The 20,678-nt window shown below is 62.4% G+C and carries 18 protein-coding genes; 14 read left to right on the top strand and 4 right to left on the bottom strand.

Going from position 1 to position 20,678, the window contains the following annotated elements:
- Positions 1–87 precede the first annotated feature (87 nt).
- The 8 genes from ACYPXD_RS25730 (at position 88) to ACYPXD_RS25695 (ending at position 7,003) form a co-directional block, all read left to right on the top strand.
- Positions 88–414, top strand: coding sequence for an NIPSNAP family protein (locus ACYPXD_RS25730; protein WP_459717763.1), 327 nt, complete (start codon positions 88–90; stop codon positions 412–414).
- Positions 415–529: 115 nt separating this feature from the next.
- On the top strand, positions 530–1,960 hold the full coding sequence (locus ACYPXD_RS25725; protein WP_459717759.1) for an aldehyde dehydrogenase family protein: 1,431 nt from the start codon (positions 530–532) through the stop codon (positions 1,958–1,960).
- Between the two features lie 216 nt (positions 1,961–2,176).
- Positions 2,177–2,572 (top strand): carboxymuconolactone decarboxylase family protein, encoded by a 396-nt coding sequence (locus ACYPXD_RS25720; RefSeq protein WP_459717755.1) that lies wholly within the window; start codon positions 2,177–2,179, stop codon positions 2,570–2,572.
- Positions 2,573–2,673: 101 nt separating this feature from the next.
- Positions 2,674–4,023: an MFS transporter gene (locus ACYPXD_RS25715; protein WP_459717753.1), complete on the top strand. Its 1,350-nt coding sequence runs from the start codon at positions 2,674–2,676 to the stop codon at positions 4,021–4,023.
- A gap of 24 nt (positions 4,024–4,047) precedes the next feature.
- Complete coding sequence (locus ACYPXD_RS25710; protein WP_459717749.1) at positions 4,048–4,965, top strand: NAD(P)-dependent oxidoreductase; 918 nt, start codon at positions 4,048–4,050, stop codon at positions 4,963–4,965.
- A complete protein-coding gene (locus ACYPXD_RS25705) occupies positions 4,962–5,360 on the top strand; it encodes a cupin domain-containing protein (protein ID WP_459717746.1) in 399 nt (132 codons plus the stop codon). Before ACYPXD_RS25710 ends, ACYPXD_RS25705 begins: the two co-directional genes overlap by 4 nt.
- A gap of 18 nt (positions 5,361–5,378) precedes the next feature.
- Complete coding sequence (locus ACYPXD_RS25700) at positions 5,379–6,224, top strand: carboxymuconolactone decarboxylase family protein (RefSeq protein WP_459717743.1); 846 nt, start codon at positions 5,379–5,381, stop codon at positions 6,222–6,224.
- A 98-nt stretch (positions 6,225–6,322) separates the two neighbouring features.
- A complete protein-coding gene (locus ACYPXD_RS25695; protein ID WP_459717740.1) occupies positions 6,323–7,003 on the top strand; it encodes a GntR family transcriptional regulator in 681 nt (226 codons plus the stop codon).
- A 20-nt stretch (positions 7,004–7,023) separates the two neighbouring features.
- Here the strand turns inward: ACYPXD_RS25695 and ACYPXD_RS25690 are convergent, their stop codons facing one another.
- Entirely contained in the window at positions 7,024–7,824 is an 801-nt protein-coding gene (locus ACYPXD_RS25690; RefSeq protein WP_459717736.1) for an N-acyl homoserine lactonase family protein, read from the bottom strand.
- A 236-nt stretch (positions 7,825–8,060) separates the two neighbouring features.
- Between ACYPXD_RS25690 and ACYPXD_RS25685 the strand changes: the two genes are divergently transcribed.
- The 3 genes from ACYPXD_RS25685 (at position 8,061) to ACYPXD_RS25675 (ending at position 10,948) form a co-directional block, all read left to right on the top strand.
- A complete protein-coding gene (locus ACYPXD_RS25685) occupies positions 8,061–9,047 on the top strand; it encodes a LacI family DNA-binding transcriptional regulator (RefSeq protein WP_459717733.1) in 987 nt (328 codons plus the stop codon).
- A 161-nt stretch (positions 9,048–9,208) separates the two neighbouring features.
- Positions 9,209–9,988, top strand: a complete 780-nt coding sequence (locus ACYPXD_RS25680) for an SDR family oxidoreductase (RefSeq protein WP_459717730.1) — start codon at positions 9,209–9,211, stop codon at positions 9,986–9,988.
- Between the two features lie 39 nt (positions 9,989–10,027).
- A complete protein-coding gene (locus ACYPXD_RS25675; RefSeq protein WP_459717726.1) occupies positions 10,028–10,948 on the top strand; it encodes an NAD(P)-dependent oxidoreductase in 921 nt (306 codons plus the stop codon).
- Between the two features lie 13 nt (positions 10,949–10,961).
- On the opposite strand, the gene ACYPXD_RS25670 is transcribed toward ACYPXD_RS25675, so the two are convergent.
- Positions 10,962–12,017, bottom strand: a complete 1,056-nt coding sequence (locus ACYPXD_RS25670) for a helix-turn-helix domain-containing protein (protein WP_459717723.1) — start codon at positions 12,015–12,017, stop codon at positions 10,962–10,964.
- 471 nt (positions 12,018–12,488) lie between these two features.
- Between ACYPXD_RS25670 and ACYPXD_RS25665 the strand changes: the two genes are divergently transcribed.
- Positions 12,489–13,052: a recombinase family protein gene (locus tag ACYPXD_RS25665; RefSeq protein ID WP_459717720.1), complete on the top strand. Its 564-nt coding sequence runs from the start codon at positions 12,489–12,491 to the stop codon at positions 13,050–13,052.
- Positions 13,053–13,080: 28 nt separating this feature from the next.
- Here ACYPXD_RS25665 and ACYPXD_RS25660 read toward each other — a convergent pair whose 3' ends face one another.
- Entirely contained in the window at positions 13,081–13,683 is a 603-nt protein-coding gene (locus ACYPXD_RS25660) for a recombinase family protein (RefSeq protein ID WP_459717716.1), read from the bottom strand.
- Positions 13,684–13,989: 306 nt separating this feature from the next.
- Here ACYPXD_RS25660 and ACYPXD_RS25655 point away from each other — a divergent pair, with 306 nt between their 5' ends.
- Positions 13,990–15,297 carry an EAL domain-containing protein gene (locus ACYPXD_RS25655; protein ID WP_459717714.1) on the top strand — a complete coding sequence of 436 codons (1,308 nt, stop codon included), beginning with the start codon at positions 13,990–13,992 and terminating at the stop codon, positions 15,295–15,297.
- Positions 15,298–15,431: 134 nt separating this feature from the next.
- On the top strand, positions 15,432–19,649 hold the full coding sequence (locus tag ACYPXD_RS25650) for an autotransporter outer membrane beta-barrel domain-containing protein (protein WP_459717711.1): 4,218 nt from the start codon (positions 15,432–15,434) through the stop codon (positions 19,647–19,649).
- A gap of 95 nt (positions 19,650–19,744) precedes the next feature.
- Here ACYPXD_RS25650 and ACYPXD_RS25645 read toward each other — a convergent pair whose 3' ends face one another.
- Positions 19,745–20,548, bottom strand: coding sequence for an AraC family transcriptional regulator (locus ACYPXD_RS25645; protein WP_459717708.1), 804 nt, complete (start codon positions 20,546–20,548; stop codon positions 19,745–19,747).
- Positions 20,549–20,678 lie beyond the last annotated feature (130 nt).

The following is a 20,678-nucleotide window of genomic DNA, read 5'->3' as shown; positions in this document are numbered from 1 at the left end:
TTTTGTAGCGCTTTTGCGTAGCTGGCCGCTTCGTTGAGATAGCATCCGCTTCGCATTTCCCTTGAACCCCCATACGGAGAACTTTTAATGATTGTCGAGATGCGCGTCTATCACTGTGCGCCGACACGCCTGCCGGCGCTGCTGGATCGCTTCGTCAACATCACGCTCGGTTTCTTCGAGAAATACGGCATCGAGCAGATCGGCTTCTTTACGACGCTGGTCGGGCCGAGCAATCACACGTTGACGTACATGATCAAGTGGGAAAGCCTCGCTGAGCGCGAAACCAAATGGAACGCGTTTCAGTCGGATCAGGAGTGGCTCACGAAACGCGCGGCGACCGAAGCGGATAAACCGATCGTCGAGCGTATCGAGAACTGCTTTCTGACGCCGACCGCTTTCTCCGCGCTTCGATAGAACGCATGAAGCGCTGCCCGCTAGCCGGTCGCGCCGCGGCCCGGCTGGCTGGCGGGCCTTGGCTTCGAAGGCTTGCGAGCAGCTTAGCCGGCGATTTCTCACTCTGGAGCCTGGAATGTCTCGCGTTGGACAGTTTTATATCGATGGAAAATGGGTCGCGCCGCTCGCGCCGGTCTGGTTCGATCTGATCGATCCGGCCACCGAGGTGCGTTTCGATCAGCTTGCGCTCGGCAATGCGGCCGATGTCGACCGTGCGGTGGCGGCCGCGCGCCGCGCGTTCCCCTCGTATTCGACGAGCACGGTCGCCGATCGCGTCGCGTTGCTCAAGCGCATCGTGCAGATTTACGAGCGCCGTATCGACGAATTCGCGGAAGCAATGCGCGCCGAAATGGGCGTGCCGATTACTTTCGCGCGCAACAATCAGGCCGCGCGCGGGCCGACGCATCTGAATGCGCTGATCGATGTGCTCGATTACTTCGCTTTCGAAACGCAGCACGGCACGACGCGGCTGCGCCATGAAGCGGCCGGCGTGTGCGGGCTCATCACGCCGTGGAACTGGCCGGTCAACCAGATCGTCGTGAAGATCGCGCCCGCGCTCGCGGCCGGTTGCACGATGGTGCTCAAGCCCAGCGAATATTCGGCGCTCAGCGCGCTGCTCTTTGCCGAAGTGCTCGACGAAGCGGGTGTGCCGCCGGGCGTGTTCAATCTCGTCAACGGCGACGGCCCGGGCGTCGGTGCGGCGATCGCATCGCATCCGGATATCGACATGGTCTCGTTCACGGGCTCGACGCGCGCGGGCATTCAGGTCGCGAAGCTGGCGGCCGATACCGTGAAGCGCGTGGCGCAGGAACTCGGCGGCAAGTCGGCCAACATCCTGCTCGACGACGTGAACCTCAACGATGCGGTCACGCGCGGCGTGAACACCTGTTTCGCCAACTCGGGCCAGTCGTGCTCGAGCCCGACCCGCATGCTCGTGCCGCGGCGCATGATGGATGAAGCCGCGCAAATCGCGGCCCGCGCGGCGCAGGCGTTCAGGGTCGGCGCCACCGACAAGGTGACCACGCAGTTGGGCCCGGTGGTGAACCGCAATCAGTTCGTGCGCATCCAGGCAATGATTCAATCGGGCATCGACGAAGGCGCGCGGCTCGTCGCGGGTGGCACGGGTCTGCCGGAGGGCCTGTCGAAAGGCTGGTTTATCAAGCCGACGGTGTTCGCCGACGTCAAGCCCGACATGACCATCGCGCGTGAAGAGATCTTCGGCCCGGTGCTTTCGATGATCCCCTACGACGACGATGACGACGCAATCGAGATCGCCAACAACACCGTCTATGGATTGGCCGCGTACGTGCAGTCGGGAAGTGTCGAACGTGCGCGCACGGTGGCGCGCGCGTTGCGCGCGGGTGGCGTGCATCTGAACTACCCGGCACCCGACTTCAGCGCGCCGTTTGGCGGCTACAAACGCTCGGGTAACGGGCGCGAGTGGGGCGAGGCGGGCCTGCGCGAGTATCTGGAAACCAAGGCGATGGTCGGTTACGGCGAAGCGTGATGCGTGGTGAAGCGTCGATAGGGGGAGTATCGACGCTCATTGATGGACCGACGCGAAGCAACCGCAGCGAAGCGCACGCAGAGGCGCGAGCGGGGCATGTCAAAAAATTTTTGCCCGGTTGGTTTGTATGACAATCTGGCGGTAAGACGATCAGTGAGGATGTAGCACACGATGTCGAGGCGGTAGCGGCATTGCAAACAACCGAGGGAAACGAAGATGGCAAGCAACGACTGGTTTGAAAAGGGCTTCGCGAATCGCAAGAAGGTGCTTGGCGCGGGGCATGTCGAGAAATCGTGGGAAAACGCCGACGAGTTCAATCGTCCGATGCAAAAGCTCGTCACCGAATACTGCTGGGGCGAGATCTGGGGTGACGAGACGCTGCCGTTCAAGACGCGCAGTATGCTCAACATCGGCATGCTGACTGCGCTGAGCCAGCACCACGAACTGGCCGTGCATGTGAAGGGCGCGCTAAAGAACGGCGTGACGAAAGACGAGATCCGCTCGGTGCTGATGCAGGCCGCGATCTATTGCGGCGTGCCGCTTGCGCTTGCCGCTTTTCGCGTCGCGACTGAAGCGATCAAGGCCTACGAGGCTGAAGCGAAAGCGTCGTAGGCGGGTTGCCTGATCGGGCCGCTTGAGCAGGCTGCTTGAGCGGGTTGCCCGATGACGCCGCGGCACCGCGAGCGTGCCGAATAATTAGACCGGAGACATGAATGAAAGCGCTGACCGCAGAGCACGTCTCACCGACCGCCGACGAACGGTCGATCGATGCGAGGAGAAGGAACGCCATTAAGGGCGCGTTTTTCTCCGAATTCATCGACATGTTCGATATTTATCTGCCGGTGGTCGTCCTGTCGCCGGTGCTGTTCTTCTTCCAGCCGCCGCATCTGTCGAGCGGCATGGAGACGATCCTCGCGTCGCTCGTGTTTATTACGACGCTGCTCGGCAGGCCGATCGGCGCGCTGCTGTTCGGTATGGTTGCGGACCGTGTCGGCCGCCGCAAGGCGTCGATTTATTCGGTGTCCGGTTTTGGCGTCGTTACGTTGCTGATCGCGCTGTTGCCGGGGTATCAGAGCATCGGCATCGCGTCGTACGGGCTGCTCGTGCTGCTGCGCTTCGTCGACGGGATTTTTCTGGGCGGCGGTTATACCGGCGCGATGCCGCTTGCCATCGAGTATTCGAAGAAGCACCAGCGCGGTTTCGTCGGAGGCCTGATTATCGCGGGCTTTCCGGCCGCGTATGTGACGATCAACCTCGTTGCGATGGTGATGTTCGTGGCCTTTCCGTTAAACGGTGTCCAGTCGCCGTATGCGCAGTGGGGCTGGCGCATTCCGTTCGTGATCGGCGCGGCGCTTGCCGGCGTGCTTGCGCTGTATTACGTGCACAAGGTTGCCGAATCGGAGATCTGGAAAAGCGAGGCCGGCGAAAAGATTGCAAAGAACGACACGCCGCTGCTGTCCGAACTGATGAGCGGCAAGAGCGCGCGCAGCCTGGTGCAAGTGCTGCTGCTGATGACGGGCTTCTGGCTCACGCAAAACATCATCACGATTTTTCTTCCGACCGGCCTGCTCGTGCACACGCTGCATTTGAGCGGCTTCCAGCTGACCTCGACGCTGCTGCTGTCGTATTTCGTGCTGTTTTTCAGCTATATCGGCTCGGGCATGCTTGGCCAGAAAATCGGCCGGCGGCGCTTCTTCGCGATCGTCGGTCCGCTGATCGCGACCATCGGCTCCGCGCTGCTCTATGTGCTCGGCAACGTGAGCGGCCTGTCGCTGCCGGCGATCATGCTGACCGTTTGCGTGCTTGCGGTGCTCGTCACATCGCCGTGGGGCGTGATCGTCACCTACATCAACGAGCGTTTCGCGACCGAGGTGCGCGCGACCGGTTTCGGTGTCGGCTTCAGCCTCTCCGTGATCGTGCCGTCGTTCTACGCGTTTTATATGAACTGGCTCAGCGCGTGGATGCCGCTTTCGGTCACGCCGGTCGTGCTGCTCAGCCTGGGCGGCCTGATCGGCATGACCGGCGCGCTGCTGGGACCGGAAACGAAGGACGTCGATTTCTAGCCTGCTTCACTGACACAGGACATCATGAACAAGGAACGAATCGGATTTATCGGGCTCGGCAATATGGGCGGGCGTATGACACGCCGCATCGTCGATGCCGGTATCACGGTGCTCGGCTACGACACGGTGGCCGCGCGCGCGAAGGACGCGGGCGCGCAAGCGGCCGCATCGATACGCGAGGTGGTCGAATACGCGGACCTCGTGCTGCTGTCGCTGCCCGATAGCAAGATAGTCGAAGCAGTGGTCGAAGGCGAAGGCGGCGTGCTTGCGCACTGCCGTGCAGGGCAAACCGTGATCGATCTCAGCACGGCCGCCGCGAGTTCGACGATGCGGCTGAACGGCCTGCTGAAAGCGCGCGGCGTGCAGTACATCGATGCGGGCATTTCGGGCGGCGCCGCGGCTGCGGAAAAAGGCACGTTGACGCTCATGGTGGGCGGCGACGCCGCCGCGATCGAAGCCGCGCAATGGATCTTCAGGCCGATTGCCGGCAAGGTGCAGGTGATGGGCGAAAGCGGCGCCGGCCATACGACGAAGCTGCTCAACAATTTCCTCAACGCCGTGAGCCTCGCCGCGACCGCGGAGGTGATGGTTGCGGGCAAAAAGGCAGGGCTCGATCTGCATCAACTGCTCGATGTGCTCAATAGCAGCACGGGCGTCAACTTTGCGACGCAAAGCCGCTTTCCGAAGATCGTCGATGGCGATTATCTGGAAGGCGGGCTGACGTCGAAGCTGATGACGAAGGACGTCGTGCTGTATGTCGACCGCGTGCGCGAACTCGGCGTCGCATCGGTCAATGCGGCCGGGCCGCTCGCGAGCTTCGGTCTGGCGACGTCGCTCGGCTATGGCGATCTGATCAGCAATCGCGTCGTCGATGCGATCGGCGACGTATCGGGCGGCGTCAGGCTTCACGACAACGCACAACGCAAAGGAGCCAAACAATGAAGGTGTTTCACGGCAGAAAGACAGGCGCCGCATCGGAGCGGCGTGGCAATGGCGACACGTTTACCGGCGTGGTGTGGGCGGATCCCGTCATGCCGTCGACCGACGGCGTAACGATCAACACCGTCTGTTTCGAACCGGGTGCGCGTACGTACTGGCATTCGCACGAGCGCGGACAGATCTTGCAGGTGACGGCGGGGCAGGGCTGGATTTGCGTCGAGGGCGGCAAGCCGGAAGTGATCCGGCAGGGCGACGTCGTGTGGATCGGGCCGAACGAACGTCACTGGCATGGCGGCAGCGCGGACAGTTTCATGGTGCATATCGCGACGTCGCTCGGCACGTCGAACTGGCAGGAAGCGGTCAGCGAGCACGACTATCCGCCATCCACCGTACGCTGAGGAACAGGACCGACCGCTATGCAATCGACCGAGGAACTGACGGAAAAGCAGCAGCGCGTGAAGGACGAATTCATACGCGTGCGAAAAACGTGGGGGCCATCGTGGGAAAGCCTGTTGCGTCTCGACGCGGGTTTTCTCGAGGCGTACCTGAATTTCTCCGCGGTGCCGTGGCGCAAGAATCACCTTGAAGACAAGGTGAAGGAATTTATTTACATCACGGCGGATGCCGCCGCGACGCATCTGTATGCGCCCGGTATCCAGCAGCATCTGCGGATGGCGCTCCAGTTCGGCGCGACGCGCGAAGAGCTTGTCGAAGTGCTCGAATTGATCAGCACGATCGGTATTCATGCGTGCAATGTCGGCGTGCCGCTCTTGCTCGAGGTGCTCGAAGAAGAGGGCAAACGCGCGGGGCGCGCGCCGCTCGACGCGCGGCAGCAGGCGCTCAAGGCCGGCTTCGAAAAGAATCGCGGCTATTGGCATCCGTCGTGGGACGGGCTGCTCGAACTCGATCCCGACCTCTTCGACGCGTATCTCGAGTTTTCATCGGTGCCGTGGCGCACCGGCGTGCTGGGCCCGAAGGTGAAGGAACTGATCTATTGCGCGTTCGATGCGTCGGCTACGCACCTCTATCAGCCGGGGCTCAAGCTGCATATGCGCAATGCGATTCGCTACGGCGCGACGGCCGGCGAGATCATGGAAGTGCTTGAAATTGTCAGCGTGATCGGCATTCACGGCGCGGCCGTCGCGGCGCCCATGCTCGAAGAGGCGCTTGCTGCTCACGCAGACCATGCGAGCAAAACGGCGGGCAATACCGCTTCGTCATCGGGCAAGGCGCGCGGCGAACGACCGGGCTTGCAGGCATAGCGCGCGGCGGCCGCACCCGGTTTCGCACCCGGTTTCGCATCCGGTATGATGTGCACAAAATCTATTGTCGGACAGGCATACAACGGACGGGATACGCGATGTCAGCAGAAATTGGGGTGATACGGCCGGAAACACTGCGCCATCAGGTCGAAAACGTGCTGCGGCAGGCGATCATGACGGGGCGGTTTGCGCCTGGCGCGCGTCTCGTCGAACGCGAACTGTGCGAAACGCTCGGCGTGAGCCGCACCTCGGTGCGCGAGGCGCTGCGCAAGCTCGAAGCCGAGAAGCTCGTGCGCAGCGTGCCGCACAAGGGGCCGGTGGTCGCGGTGATGTCGAAGCAGGAAGCGAGCGAGCTATATGCGCTGCGTGCGCTGCTCGAAGGCTTTGCCGCGCACGAATTCGCACGGCTTGCCGACGACCGGGCGATTGCGCGCTTCGGCGAAGTCGCGAAAGAACTGCGCGCCGAAGCGACCGCACGCAACCAGGCCGGCGTGTTGCGTGCGAAAACGGCGCTCTACGACGTGCTGCTCGACAATTGCGGCAATTCGCTAATCAAGGAATTTCTCACGAGCCTTTATTCGCGCGTCAATCTGCTGCGCGCGACCTCGCTCATGCATCCGGACCGCCTGCCCGCGAGTTTGCGCGAAATCGACAAGCTCTATAAGGCGTTGAAAGCGCGCGACGGCGAAGCGGCGCAAGAGGCCGCGCGCGTGCATGTGCAAAACGCGGAGAAGGCCGCGATGCGGATGCTCGACGAGCAGCAACCGGGCGAGGCATAAGACCACAACGCTATCGCGCACTATCGCGGCGCCGCATCGAGCCGCACGATCCAGCCCTGCGTGTCCTTGCTATGCGACGGATAGCGCCGCAGCACATCCGGATCGTGCCCGGGCACGACATGCTGCGGCGAATCGGCCAGTTCATGCACGATCCGGTATCCCTCGAGCATGTCGCCGATGTTGTAGACGGCTGGAAACGGCCGTTGCTGCTCCATATTCGCGTAGAGGTGCGACGCGTCGGATGCGAGCACGACCCAGCCGCGTTCCGTATGCACGCGCGCGACCTGCAGCCCGTTCGTATGGCCACCAATCAGATGTAGCGAAAGACCCGGCGCAAGCTGCGAGGTGCCGTCGTGAAACCGCACACGGCCGTCGAATACGCGGCCGACCATCGTTTTCACGTCGTCGGGGTTGAATGGATGCTTGAGTTCGCGGTGGCACATGCAGCGGCCCGTGCAATACGCCATTTCGCGGTCCTGCACGTGGTAGCGCGCTTTGGGAAACAGCTCGCGATTCCCCGCATGGTCGTAGTGCATATGCGTGACGATCACGTCCTCGACGTGATCGGCGCGGATTCCGATGGCCTGCAAACCTTCCTCGACGCGATGCGTGGTCGTGCGGCCGCGCCCGTTGCCGACTTCCGGGTCGAACCCGGTATCGACGAGCCACGTGCGGCTTTCGCCGACGATGGCCCAGACGAAATAGTCGAGCGGCATCGATACGTCATGCGGATCTCCGCCGATAAAGTTGTCGCGGGCCGGCCGGTCGTGGTGCGCATATTTGATTGCGTAGATCTTGTAGTTTTCGAGCGGTGAAGTCATCGAGCGTCTCCTTTCCCGAATACACTTTTCGTGAAAATTTCACGATAGCTGATAGCGCTATCATAGCAAACGCACGGCAATCCGCCGCGAGCCGATGCGCGATACCGGTGGGATACAATTCGCCATCGTTTCGAAAGGCCGGATGCAGAACAGTGAAAAAGCGCGCAGGCACCGCTGCTGGCGGGAACTCACGGTTGGGCGAGAACAGAACACGCAGCGGCGGGGGCGCGGTGCGGATGGCCGACGTCGCAAAGGCGGCGAATGTGTCGTTGATGACGGTCTCGCGTGCCTTGAACGAGCCGGCCAAGCTGTCGGAGGAAACGCGCAAGCACGTGCTCGATACGATTCGCAAGATCGGCTACGTGCCGAATTCGATCGCCTCGAACCTTGCGTCGAACCGGTCGAACGTGGTGGGGCAGATCGTGCCCAGCATCCAGAATTCGCTCTATTCGCACACCATGAAAGGCGCCGCCGACGTCCTGCGCGCGGCCGGCATGCATCTGCTGATCGCCGATAGCGGTTATTCGCTCGACGAGGAGGAAGCGCTGATCGGCGCCTTCGTCGCGCAACGCGTGTGCGGCCTGCTGCTGCACAACACCGCGCATACGGCGCGCGCCGCGCAACTTGCGCGCCAGGCCGGCATTCCGATCATCGAAACCGGCGATCTCGTGCGCCATCCGCTCGATGTCGTGATCAGCTACTCGAACTTCAATGCGGCGAAGGAGATGACGCTGTATCTCGCCGGCCGCGGCTACCGGTCGATCGGCTTCGTCAGCGTGCCGATGCGCAACAACCCGCGCTCGAAGGAGCGTCTGAAGGGCTACTACGCGGCGCTTGCGGCGCTCGGCCGCGAACGCATCCCGGCCCTCGTATGCGAGGCGGAACCGGGTTTGACGGCCGGCGCGCACGCGATGATCGACATGATGCAGCGCGTGCCGGAAGTCGATGCGATTTTCTTCGCCGGCGACGTGCTCGCTGTGGGCGCGCTGTTCGAAGCGCAACGACGCGGCTGGAAAGTGCCCGCACGGATCGCGATTGCGGGCTTCGACGATCTCGACATACTGCGGCACACGGTGCCGAAACTGACCTGCCTGAACCTGCCGCGCCTCGAAATCGGCCGGCGCAGCGCCGAATGCCTGCTGCAGCGCTTGCGCGGCGACGCGGATGCGGCGCCGACGCGGCTCGATCTCGGCTTCGAGATCATTCAACGCGAAAGCACCTGAGAAGGCGGCGTTCAGGTTTTCACGTTTCTCGTTTCACGGTCTCCCGCTTCAAATTTCTCGCATCGAGTTTCACGTCTCTCATTTGGCATCGCGCTAAGTTAGCGCTATCATAAAACGGACCCTTCCACGCAGTGGAGGGCATCGCCGACAGGAACTGCCGAATGAAAGGGAAAACTGCGCTCGTGACCGGCTCGTCGCATGGTCTGGGCTTCGCGATGGCGGATGCGCTGGCCGCCGCGGGGTGCAACGTCGTGCTGCACGGGGTCGAATCGCCGGCCGATGTGCAGCCTGCGCGGGCCGCGTTCGAAGCGCGCCATCACGTGGCGCCGCACTACGTCCAGGCTGATCTCTCGCGTCCGGAAGCGGTCGAACGGCTTGTCAGCGAGACGATCGAGCGGACCGGCTCGCTCGATATTCTCGTCAACAATGCGGTGGTGCGGCACTTCGCGCCGATCGAAGCGTTCCCGGTCGATAGATGGGACAAGGCGCTTGCAGTCAATCTGAGCGCGGCGTTTCACGCAGTGCGCCGCGCATTGCCGCGCATGCGCGAACGCGGGTGGGGGCGTATTTTCAACATGACGTCCGTATACGGAATGCGCGGCACGGCCAATCGCGTCGATTACGTGACGACCAAATCGGCGCTGCTGGGTCTCACGCGCGCGGTGGCCGCCGAAACCGTCGGTGCCGGCATCACCTGTAACGCGATCTGTCCGGGCGCGGTTCATACGCCGACCAGCGAACAGCGCATCGTCGCGTTGATGAACGAAACAGGGCTGGCGCGCGAGCCCGCGATTCGCGAATTCCTGCGCGGCAAACAGCCGGGCGGCGAGTTCGTCGATGCGGCGCACGTCGCGCAACTCGTGGTCTTTTTATGCAGCGATGCGGCGCGCGATATCACCGGCGCGATGTTACCCGTCGAAGGCGGCTGGCTGGCCATGTGAGCGACAGCACACTTTCCATTCAAATCTGAGGAGCAGGAGATGCTTGAGAATAAGCTGATCGGTTTTATCGGCGTCGGCGTGATGGGCAGACCGATGGCGCGGCGTCTGATCGAGCAGGGTCACTCGCTGGTGATTTACGACAGGGACGCGAATGCGCTCGACGAATTACAGAAGATCGGCGCCCATGTCGCCGATAGCGTGCGCGAGGTGGCGGACAGCGCAGGCGTGATCTTCACGAGCCTGCCGACGCCCGCGGTCTTTCGCGACGTCGCAATCGGCGCGCAAGGTCTGGTGCACGGCAAGGCGGTCAGGATACTCGTCGACCTGTCGACGGTCGGTTCGACCACCGGGAAAGAAGTCGCGGCGGCGCTCCTCGCCAAAGGCATCGAAACGATCGACGCACCGGTCAGCGGCGGCGCGGCCGGCGCGCAGAAGGGCACGCTCGCGGTGATGATTGCCGGCAAGCCCGAGGTGGTCGCCCAGGTGCGCGAGCTGTTCGATGTGTTCGGCAAGACATTCCATGTCGGCAGCGAGCCGGGGCAAGGGCAGTTGATGAAGCTGCTGAACAATATGCTCTCGTCGACCGCATTTGCGATCACGTCGGAAGCGTTTGTCGCCGGTGTCAAAGGCGGGCTCGATCCGGAAACGATGATGGCCGTCATCAATGCGGGCAGCGGCAAGAACGGTGCGACGCTGGACAAGTTTCCGAAGCAGGTGCTGCCGCGCACATTCGATTTCGGCTTTCCGATCGGCAGCGTGTGCAAGGATATTGGTCTTGCGATCGACGAATGCCAGGCGCTTGGCGTGCCGATGTGGGTGGGCAGCACGGTGCGCCAACTATGGAATTTCGCCGCGCTGCAGGATGGCACCAAGCGCGATATGACGGAGCTAGTCCGGTATATCGAAGGCTGGTCGGGCGACTCGAACGCACGCGCGGGCACTCAAGACGCTAAAAAATAAGCGGATTCACGCTTTACGCCCGCAACGAATGCAACCAGCGCTCCATCGAAAAACGCGCCGTCTCTGACGCCGCGTGCGGCAGTTCGCGGCGTGCGCCCGATGTCAGCTCGCTCGGGCTATAGCCGAATTGCTGGCGAAACGCGCGGCTGAAATGCGCGGACGTCTTGAATCCATATTGCTCCGCCAGACGGTTCAGATGCGGTCTGCCTTGCGCGGTGGCGAGCGCCGTGTGGATTCTGAAAAGCCGTCTTTCCTTCACAAACCTGGCGACGCCGCCCATCGGTTCGAACAGGCGATACAGCGTCGCGCGCGAAATGCGGAAGCGCGCGCAAATACCTTCGACCGACAGTTCGGGCTCCGCGATATTGTCTTCGATATGACGGCGAATCTGGCTCGATAGCGTCGCTTCGATCGCGGGCCGCGCGAGCGCGAGCTTGTCCATCGACGGCGCGATGCTCGCGGCAAGCAGGTGAAGCGTTGCGAGCGCGACATCGGGCGCCTGCTCGAGCGTCAGTTGGCCGACCGAGCGCGTCAGCGAGCGCAGATGATCGGCGAGCAGCACGGTGCAGCCGCCGCGCAGCACGACGCCGTGCAGATCGACGGCACGCGGCAGCAGCGCATCGAGCCGGTCGCGCGGAATGATCACCGTCACCGTCGTGCCACCATCGACCTGCACGCGCTCGGGCCGCGCCATATCGGTGAGCACGCAACCACCCGCGTCGACATGCACCGATTGCCGGCCTGCCTCGAGATCCGTATCCGCCGAACCGCCGACGCGAAAATGAATCTTGTAGTGATCGAGCTGATCGAGGCGAATCGAGCGCGGCGAGCGATGCAGAATATGCGGGCTACACTCGCGGCGGCTGAACATCATGTCGCCGAGAATCCACATTTCGTTGCGTGCGACAAATGACTCGGCCGAATGGTTGTGCGGGAAACTTAACTGGCACACGCTCGACAGGCTCGTTTGCCAGTAATCGTAGCGATCCGCTGGCGTCACGTCGCGCGAATCGAAGCGTACATAGGGCAATTGCAGAAGCGAGGGTGTCGACATGTTTGGCCCTTTCATGTCTGTGCTGCGACGCTGAGACGTGCAGATACCGATTGCGACGGCCAGACAACAAATGGTATGTAAGTGGACTTAGAATAGTGCCACCTGTCCCCAACGGCAAATACGTCAATTGAGGAAGGGCCGCCGCCGATAAGCACCCGGTGCGGCGTCTTTCCATCGCCCGGCTATGCATGGCGGCGATCGGTCTTGTCTAACGCGGGGTCTCGTCAAACGCGGTCTGTTCAAACGCGGTTTCGTCAAACACGGACTTGCGGATGGCCCATCCGCCTGATGCGCGCGACTGGACATCGCTGCGCTTTCAGGACGAAAGCTGCGCTTGGCGCCACAGCATTTGCGCTATACCGGCTCGTTGCCCCATCGAATTTTCAAAAAAGGAGGAAATGCTGAACCAGGCTTGAAAAGCACGGTAAGCGGGGAACTAGCGACGAATGCGAAAGAAAAAAGCGAGGCAAATGCGGGAACCGAAAAATGAAAATTGGATATGCAAGGGTGTCGACCGACGACCAGAACCTCGATTTGCAGATCACTGCGCTCGAGAGAGCGCAATGCGATCGCATCTATTCGGACCACGGCATCTCGGGCGTGCAGTTCAAGCGGCCAGGTCTCGAGCGGGCGATGCGCGTGATGAAAGCCGGCGATACGCTCGTCGTCTGGCGCCTCGACAGACTGGGCCGCTCGCTGCCGAAGCTGATCGAGCTCGTCGACCGGCTCGGCAGAAAAGGCATGCACTTCGCGTCCTTGAACGAGCACATCGATACGACGACATCGGGCGGCGCATTGATGTTCCATATGCTCGCGGCGCTGGCCGAATTCGAGCGCAAGCTGATTGCCGAGCGCACGCGTGCCGGCATGAGCGCGGCGCGTGCGCGCGGTCAGACGCTAGGGCGCAAACGCGCGCTCGATCGCGAGCAATGTCGCGAAGCGCTGCAATTGCTTGCCGAGCAGCCGGCCGCGCTGGTTGCCGCGCGCTATCGGATTCATCCACGCACGCTGTTGCGCAGCCTGCGTAGAGAAGGTTTCGCCGCCTGCTGAGCGGCGCGTGACCACGCCGCGTGCTTCGTCATATCACGGGTATCGGATGCACGACGGTATCGAGCGCGTCGTATAGCGCATCGCGTTCCTTGCGCACCCGCCTGATGGTCCGATGCGATACGCCGAATCGCGCGGCCACATCTTCGATCGAATAGTCGTTTAGCAGCCTTAACGCTTCTTCGCGCTGCTCGGGCGCAAGCGCGGGACGGCGTCCGATGCGCTTGCCCTTGAGCCGCGCAACCTGCATCCCCGCTTTGGTGCGCTCGCCGATCAGCGATCGCTCGAATTGCGCGAGCGCGGCCATCATATGAAAGACCAGCATGCCGCCGGACGTCGTCGTGTCGATCGATTCGGTGAGCGATTGAAAATGAATCGTGCGTCGCTTGAGCTCTTCGATCAGATTCACGAGATGGCTAAGCGAGCGTCCTAACCGGTCGAGCCGCCAAACAACGAGCGTATCGCCCTCCTCGAGATTGCCGAACGCCTGGTCCAGCCCAGGCCGCGTCATGCTTGCGCCCGACACACCATGATCCTGAAACAGAATCTCGCATTGCGCGGCCTGCAGGGCGGCGATCTGCAGATCGAGATTCTGGTCTTCTGTCGAAACGCGTGCATATCCGATCTTTTTCATTGCTGTCACCGTTAGGCCGGATAGGGTAACCCCGGCCGCGGAGCGATACGCGATTAACTTGGGTCGCGTGTCGAATTGCCGACGGCGAGGCTTTTCGGATTGACACATAGGTTCCTTTTTGTCCGATCGCCTTTCTCTGTTTGCGCGCGCACGAAGGCCATGATTTCCCCGTAGTTTTTGAGTGGTCCGACGACTAGACTGGATGCTGACACAAACGAACCTTTTTGCACCACGCACGAATGCGCGCGTGGATCGTTTCTGCGCGCAACGTTCGTGTGTCGATCCGTGCCGCGCTGCGTGCGGCGCATGAACACGCCGGATTCGTTTGCGCCTTCGCCCGAGCTGAAGGCGCTCTTCAGGCGACTCGGCGTGAATCCCACGGCCACCGCAAACGGCGGCGATGAAGCGCCCGCGCTTTGCATCGTCGCCTCCATCGCGAATCTCGCGCAAATCGAGCATGCGCATGGCGCCGCATTTGCGCGCCTCGTGCGCTATATCGTCAATGAACGCGCGCGCACGGTGTTCGGCGAGTATCCGGGCTTTGTCGGGCATAGCGGCAATCACATCCTGTTCGTGTTCGACACCGTTGTCGCGCATCGGCCGCCGACACGGCTTTTTGCGCCGCAAGCGAGCTTCCTGATGGAGCGCATTCAAGCCGTGCTCGCCAATGATCCCGTTGTGAGCCTGGGCAAGAAGGCGTATCCGGTCGTGTCGATTTCGGTGCCCGAATTCAGCGATGCGCCGTTCGATATCGAAGCGTATGGCGCCGCGCCGCTGCTGCCGTTGTCATGGGGCGACGGCGGACGACGCAGCCGCGAACAGTTCGATGCCGATACGCGCCTGGCCGATCGCCTTTTTTCCGCGCTCGTCGAGCGCCGCTTGCGTTTCGAATGGCAGCCCGTGTGCGATGCGCGCGACACCGGCGCCGTGCTCTATTACGAAGCGCTGTTGTGCGAGCGATGCAGCGCGGGACTCGAGCATGTCGGCTTCGCGGTGCAAGCGCTCGAACGTCTCGGACTGACGCGGCGGCTCGATCAGTGGGTCGTCGAATCGGTGATCGAAGCATTGCGCGTCAATCCGGGTATTCGTCTCGCCTGCAACGTGTCTGCCCAAAGTGCGCGGCTCGACGCGTGGTGGTCGTTCGTCGTCGATGTGCTGAGCGAGGAGCCCGACCTTGCGTCGCGGCTCGTTATCGAGATCACCGAGACCGCGCCGCTCTTCGATCTGGAGACGGCACAACAGTTTGTCGGCGGGCTGCAGGGGCTCGGCTGCCAGGTCGCGCTCGATGACGTCGGCGACGGCTACAGCAGCTTGCGTTGTCTCGCAGGTCTCGCACCGGACATCGCGAAGATCTCGCGCGGCAATCTGGTTCGAGCGACGCGCGACGCGCAGGGCGCCGATTTTCTGCGTCAACTGGTTGCGTTTGCAAAGACTTGCGCGGCGGCGGTCGTGATCGAAGGCATCGAGAGCGACAGCGATGTGGAAGCCGCCCGCCTTGCGGGCGCGACGGGTTTGCAAGGCTACCTCTTTGTTAAATCCGATCCGCGCACAGCCACATGCCTGTCTCTATTCAAGGCGCCGGCTTGCGAACGGCGTTTGCGTCCTCCCGGCTGAGCGTCACTCCCGTCGTGGCGATCCGGATGCGGCGACCGGGCGACAGCAGACCACTTCGTTTTCAACGGAAGGCCAGCGTGCTGTTGTCCGCGCACGCCATGGCACGTCAACCCACGCTATAACAAAGGAATGTGATGAAGATCAGTCATCGTTATGCCATCACAAGGAGACAGGCGTCCCGCAAGCTCAGGTTATCCGCGCTATCGCTGGCCGTGACGGCCGCGTTTGCGCCGGTCTGGTCGCATGCCGATCCGCTGTCCGGCGTCATTGTCGATGGGTCGAAGGATCAACCGCAGACGTTCGGTTCGGACGTCGTGATCAACGAGCCCGCATCGATACCGGAAGGGCAACCCGCGCGTGCGGTTAGCGCGGTCAACGGCGGCCAGATTCAACTGAACGGCACGCAGGTGCAGGTGAATTCCCCATTCGAGAAGACGTGGGGCTTGTATGCGACCGGCGCGGGCTCGTCGATCACCGCGAGCGGCGCCGCGATCGCCGTGGACGGCGCCGGCACGAATGGCGGCAATGCGCCGCTGGGCACCGATGCGGAACGCGGCGCGACGATCACGCTGCAAAGCGGCTCGGTGACCATGACCGGCGCGAATCGAACCATCGCCGTGCGCAGCATGTCCGGCGGCACGACGATGGTGGACGGCACAACGATCTCGACGGCCGGCGCCAATTCGCATGCGGTCATGGCCTTTGCGGACGATGTATCGGCGGGTCTGGCGCACATCGATATCACGGGCGGCAGCGTCACCACGGCCGGTTCGAACTCGTATGCGCTGTATGCGCAAAATGCGGGCGCGCAGGTCGATGCACATGGCGTCACCGTGAGCACGACCGGCAGCAATTCGCGCGGCGTGCATGCGGTCAACGGCGGCGCCGTCAACGTGGACGGCACGACGCAGGTGACGACGAACGGTGCTTCCGCGCAAGGCATGCTGGCCAGCGGCACCGATGCGGCGTCGGGCGCACAGTCGAAGATCGTGTCGACCGATGCGACCGTCGTCACGAACGGTGCCGGTGCGGTGGGCGTCGCGGCGGGCGCATTCGACGGCGCGTCGGGCACGCTGAGCTTCACGGGCGGCAGCGTCACGACAAACGGCGCGCTGGCTTATGGCGCATCGGCGACGTATGGCGGCACGGTCGCGCTGGCCGATACGTCGGTGACGGTCAACGACGCGGGCCACGACAACATCGGTCTTTTCGCATCGGGGGCGGGTTCGTCGATTACCGCGAGCGCGACGAACGTATCGGTTGTGGGGACCGGCAACGGCAGCGGCGAGCCGACGGTTGGCGTCGAAGCAAAAGGCGGCGGCACGATCGCATTGACCGGCGGCAAGATCGCGATGACGGGCGCCGACCGCACGATCGGTGTACTCGGCAATCCGGGCTCGACGATTACGACGAGCAACACCGATATTTCGACGGCCGGCTCGAATTCACACGCCGTGCTCGCATGGTCGAACGATCCGACGCAGGCGAACGTGATCGATGTGAACGGCGGCCATGTGACGACGAGCGGCACGAATTCGTACGGGCTCTATGGCGAATACGCGGGGTCGACCGTCAACGGCGATAACGTTGCGGTGACAACGACTGGGGATATTGGCCGCGGTGTCTATGCATGGGATGGCGGCGTTGTTAACGTGAACGGCGGCACGATCGAAACGGCGGGTACCGCGGCCGAGGGCATGATGTCCGCGTCCGACCAAAGCGGCCAGTTGCCTCGGATCGTTGCAAACAATGTGCTCGTGAATACGACGGGCGCAATGTCGTCGGGTATCGCGGCAGGCGCGCAGGATGGACACGAAGAGAGCAGCATTGACTTTACCGCGGGCAGTATCAATACCAGCGGCGAAGGATCGGCTGGCGTGACCGCGCAGTATGCGGGCGCGGTGGGCCTGCACAACACGGCGGTGACGGCGGCCGGCGCCAATGCGCCGGCGGCGGCCGTGATTGACGGCGGATCGCTGAATGTCGACGCGAGCACGCTGAGCTCCGCGCATTCGGACGGCATCGTCATCACCGGTAACGGCAACGTCACGTTGACGGGTACGACGGTCAATGCGGCCGGCGCTTCGCTGGTGTCGAATCTCAACAGCCCGGCCGTGCAGCAGAACATCACGGTCGGCAACGGTTCGGTGCTCACGCAGAACAACGGCACGCTGCTGCAGGTGAACCGCACCGCGGATGGGATGGACGGCGTCGTCAATCTGACGCTGCAGGCGGGATCGACGTCGAGCGGGCAGATCGTCGATAGCGATGGACTCGGTGCGGACGGCACACGCGCGGGCGGCGGCACGACGAACTTTATCGTCGAGCAGGGCGCGACGTGGTCGGGTACGGCGCAGGGACTCAACAATGCGAGCGTCGGCGATGGCGGCACGTTTACGCATAACGGCGGCGGTGCGATCGCCGGGGATGTCACGGCGGGCAACAGCGCGACGGTCACGTTCAACGATGCCGCGACGGTCGGCGGCTCCGTGCAGTCCGGCGCGAATTCGGATGTGAGCTTCAACAATGCGGCGACGATCGGCAAGGACGTCGTCAGCAACGGCGCGAACTTCACGTTTGCCGGCAATGCGACAATCGGCCAGAATGTTCAGGCCAATGCGGGCGGGTCGGTTTCGTTCGCGGGCGCCGCGACGATTGCGAGCAACGTCAGCGCGTCGAATGCGACGGTGACGTTCAGCAAGACAGCGGCGACGCAGATCGGCGGCAATCTGTCGCTCGACGACGGCTCGAGCACACACGGCGGCACGACGGGCAATCCGGTTCGGATCGCGGGCAACGCGGCGGTGAATGACGGCTCGGTGCTGGGCGGCAACCTCGTCGTGGCGGGTAGCGTGAGCGGCACGAACGGCACGCTGGCGCCGGGCAATTCGGTCGGCACGCAGACTTACGGCAGTCTTGCCGGATTTACGGGAACCTATGTCTCCGAAGTGAACGCGGCAGGGCAGTCGGATCGCATCGTCGTGCAAAGCAACGCGGATCTGGCAGGTCTTGCGCTGCGCGTTTCGCAGGAAAACGGCAACGGTGGTTTCAGGCTCAATACGCCGTACACCGTGCTGCAAACCACGAATGGCGGTGTCGTGCAAAACCGCTTTTCGAGTGCGGCGCTCGATGCGTCGTTCGACAACACGCTTGTCGAGCTCGCACCGGTTCAATACGATCCGACCGACGTGAAAGTAAGTCTCGCGGTGGATCGTCAGAAAGTCGCGGCAGCAGCGAGCGGTTTCACGAAGAACCAGAATGCGGCGCTGTTCGGCGCTTTGTCGGTTAGCACGCCGAATGCGGTGGTCGATGCGTTGTTCACGAGCGCGGTGAACGGCGGCAATTTCGATCAGGTGTCGGGCGAAAGCTATGCATCGACGAAGACCGCATTGATCGAGGACAGCCGCTATGTGCGGGACGCCGCGATCGATCGCCTGCGTTCGTCATTCTCGAGTGCCGCTGCGCCCGATGTGCAGGCGCTCAGCTTCGATGCGAACGGCAAGTCCGTTGCATCCACGCTGGCGAGCCAGCGTGTCGCGGTCTGGACGAAAGGCTTCGGCGCGTGGGGGCATACGAGCGGCAGCGACGGTTCGTCGAGCCTGTCGGATTCGACGGGTGGTGTGCTGGTCGGCGCGGACGGACTTGTCGGCGATAGATGGCGTGTCGGCGGCCTGTTCGGATACAGCCATTCGAACTTCGATGTCGACGGCGTTTCGTCGTCGGCAGGCAGCGACAACTATCACGTCGGCCTGTACGGCGGCACGCAGTTCGGCAATGTCGGCGTGCGTGCCGGTGCCGCGTATTCGTGGCAAAACATCGACAGTTCGCGGTCGATCGCGTTTGCGAATTTTACCGACCACACGAATGCAAGCTACGACGCGGGCACCGCACAAGCGTTCGGCGAAGTCGCCTATACACTGAACGTCGGCCGCGCGGCGCTCGAGCCGTTTGCGAATCTTGCGTACGTGAGCCTGCATACCGATGCGTTCGACGAAAGCGGCGGCGACGCGGCGTTGCACAGCGATGGCGATACGACGAACACCGCATTTTCGACGCTGGGCGTTCGCGCATCGTCCGACTTCGCGATCGGTTCGGCCGCGATGACCGTGCGCGGCACGCTTGGCTGGCAGCATGCGTTCGGTCCGCATAGTCCGACGGCGTCGGTGGCGTTCGCGGGCGGACAGGCATTCGATGTCGCCGGTGTGTCGATTGCACGCGATGCGGCGTTGGTGGGTGTCGGGGTCAACGCAGCGGTGACGGCGAAGCTGAGTCTTGGGGTTTCGTACTCCGGGCAGATTGGCGGAGGCACCGAGGATCATTCGTTTATCGCGAATCTGGATTATCGGTTTTGAGCAGGCGGGCGGTGGGTGGTTGAAGGGAAGGGAAAGGGGCGCACGGTTTAGACCGTAGCGCCCTTTTAACGCGTGGGCGGCGAAAAACGGAAGGTTTAGTCCGCATGCCTGTCCGTTACTGATGATGCGATCGTCGTTTCAAGGTATCGCGTCAGATAGCGCATTGGAGAGTCGCCGAGTAATTGCCGGAACGCTAGCGAAAATGCGCTTGCGCTGCTGTATCCGAGATCGATTGCGACGTCTTTGACAGCTGCCCCAGCGCCAAGACGGGACAGTGCCACCAAAACGCAAACTTGCTGTTTCCATGTGGCGAAGCTTACGCCGAGCGCATCGCGAAACTGGCGCGTGAATGTCCGACGACTCATATTTGCCGTTTTCGCCATCTGATCAATCAGGATTGCTTGACTCGGGCAATCGAGAAATTGGCGGCATGCGCGCGCGAGCCGCGGCTCCTGCGGCAGCGGGATGCTAAGTGGAAGCCTTGGCATACAGCTCAGTTCGTCCAGCAATAGCGCCTCGATTCGTTGCCGACGACAGTGCGCCTGGGGTGATGCCGAAACCATCGCATCGAACAGATGATGCAGTAACGTAGAAACGCCAAAAGCCTGACAATGCGGCGGCAGTGCCGCGACACGCGTTGCGTCCGGCCCAATGTAAGTGTTGAAGATCGTTACGGTGCCATGCATATGCATTTCATGGCCGACGTTTGCCGGCACCCAGATCGCCGTTTGTGCAGGAACGATCCAGTTCCCGTTGTCGGTAAACATCGAAATTCCACCCGTCACCGCAAATGCGAACTGACCATCCGTATGCGTGTGACGTGCGAATACTTCACCCGTGCCGAAGTGCCTGCTCGTTACGCGTACACCGTCGGGTAGCTGCTGTTTTTCATCAACCACTTTCTGCTTTGTATGTGGAAAGCTTGTAGGAAATTCGGAGTGCCGGATACGGAGATGTTCCGTACGGAAGTACGACACCTATACACGCACGACTGTGTTTCTGTCAGAACATCGCGGTAATGCGAATACC

This window comes from Paraburkholderia sp. 2C (assembly GCF_054589215.1).
The sequence above is the reverse complement of the archived record's forward strand: the minus strand, read 5'-3'. Positions and strand labels throughout refer to the sequence as shown.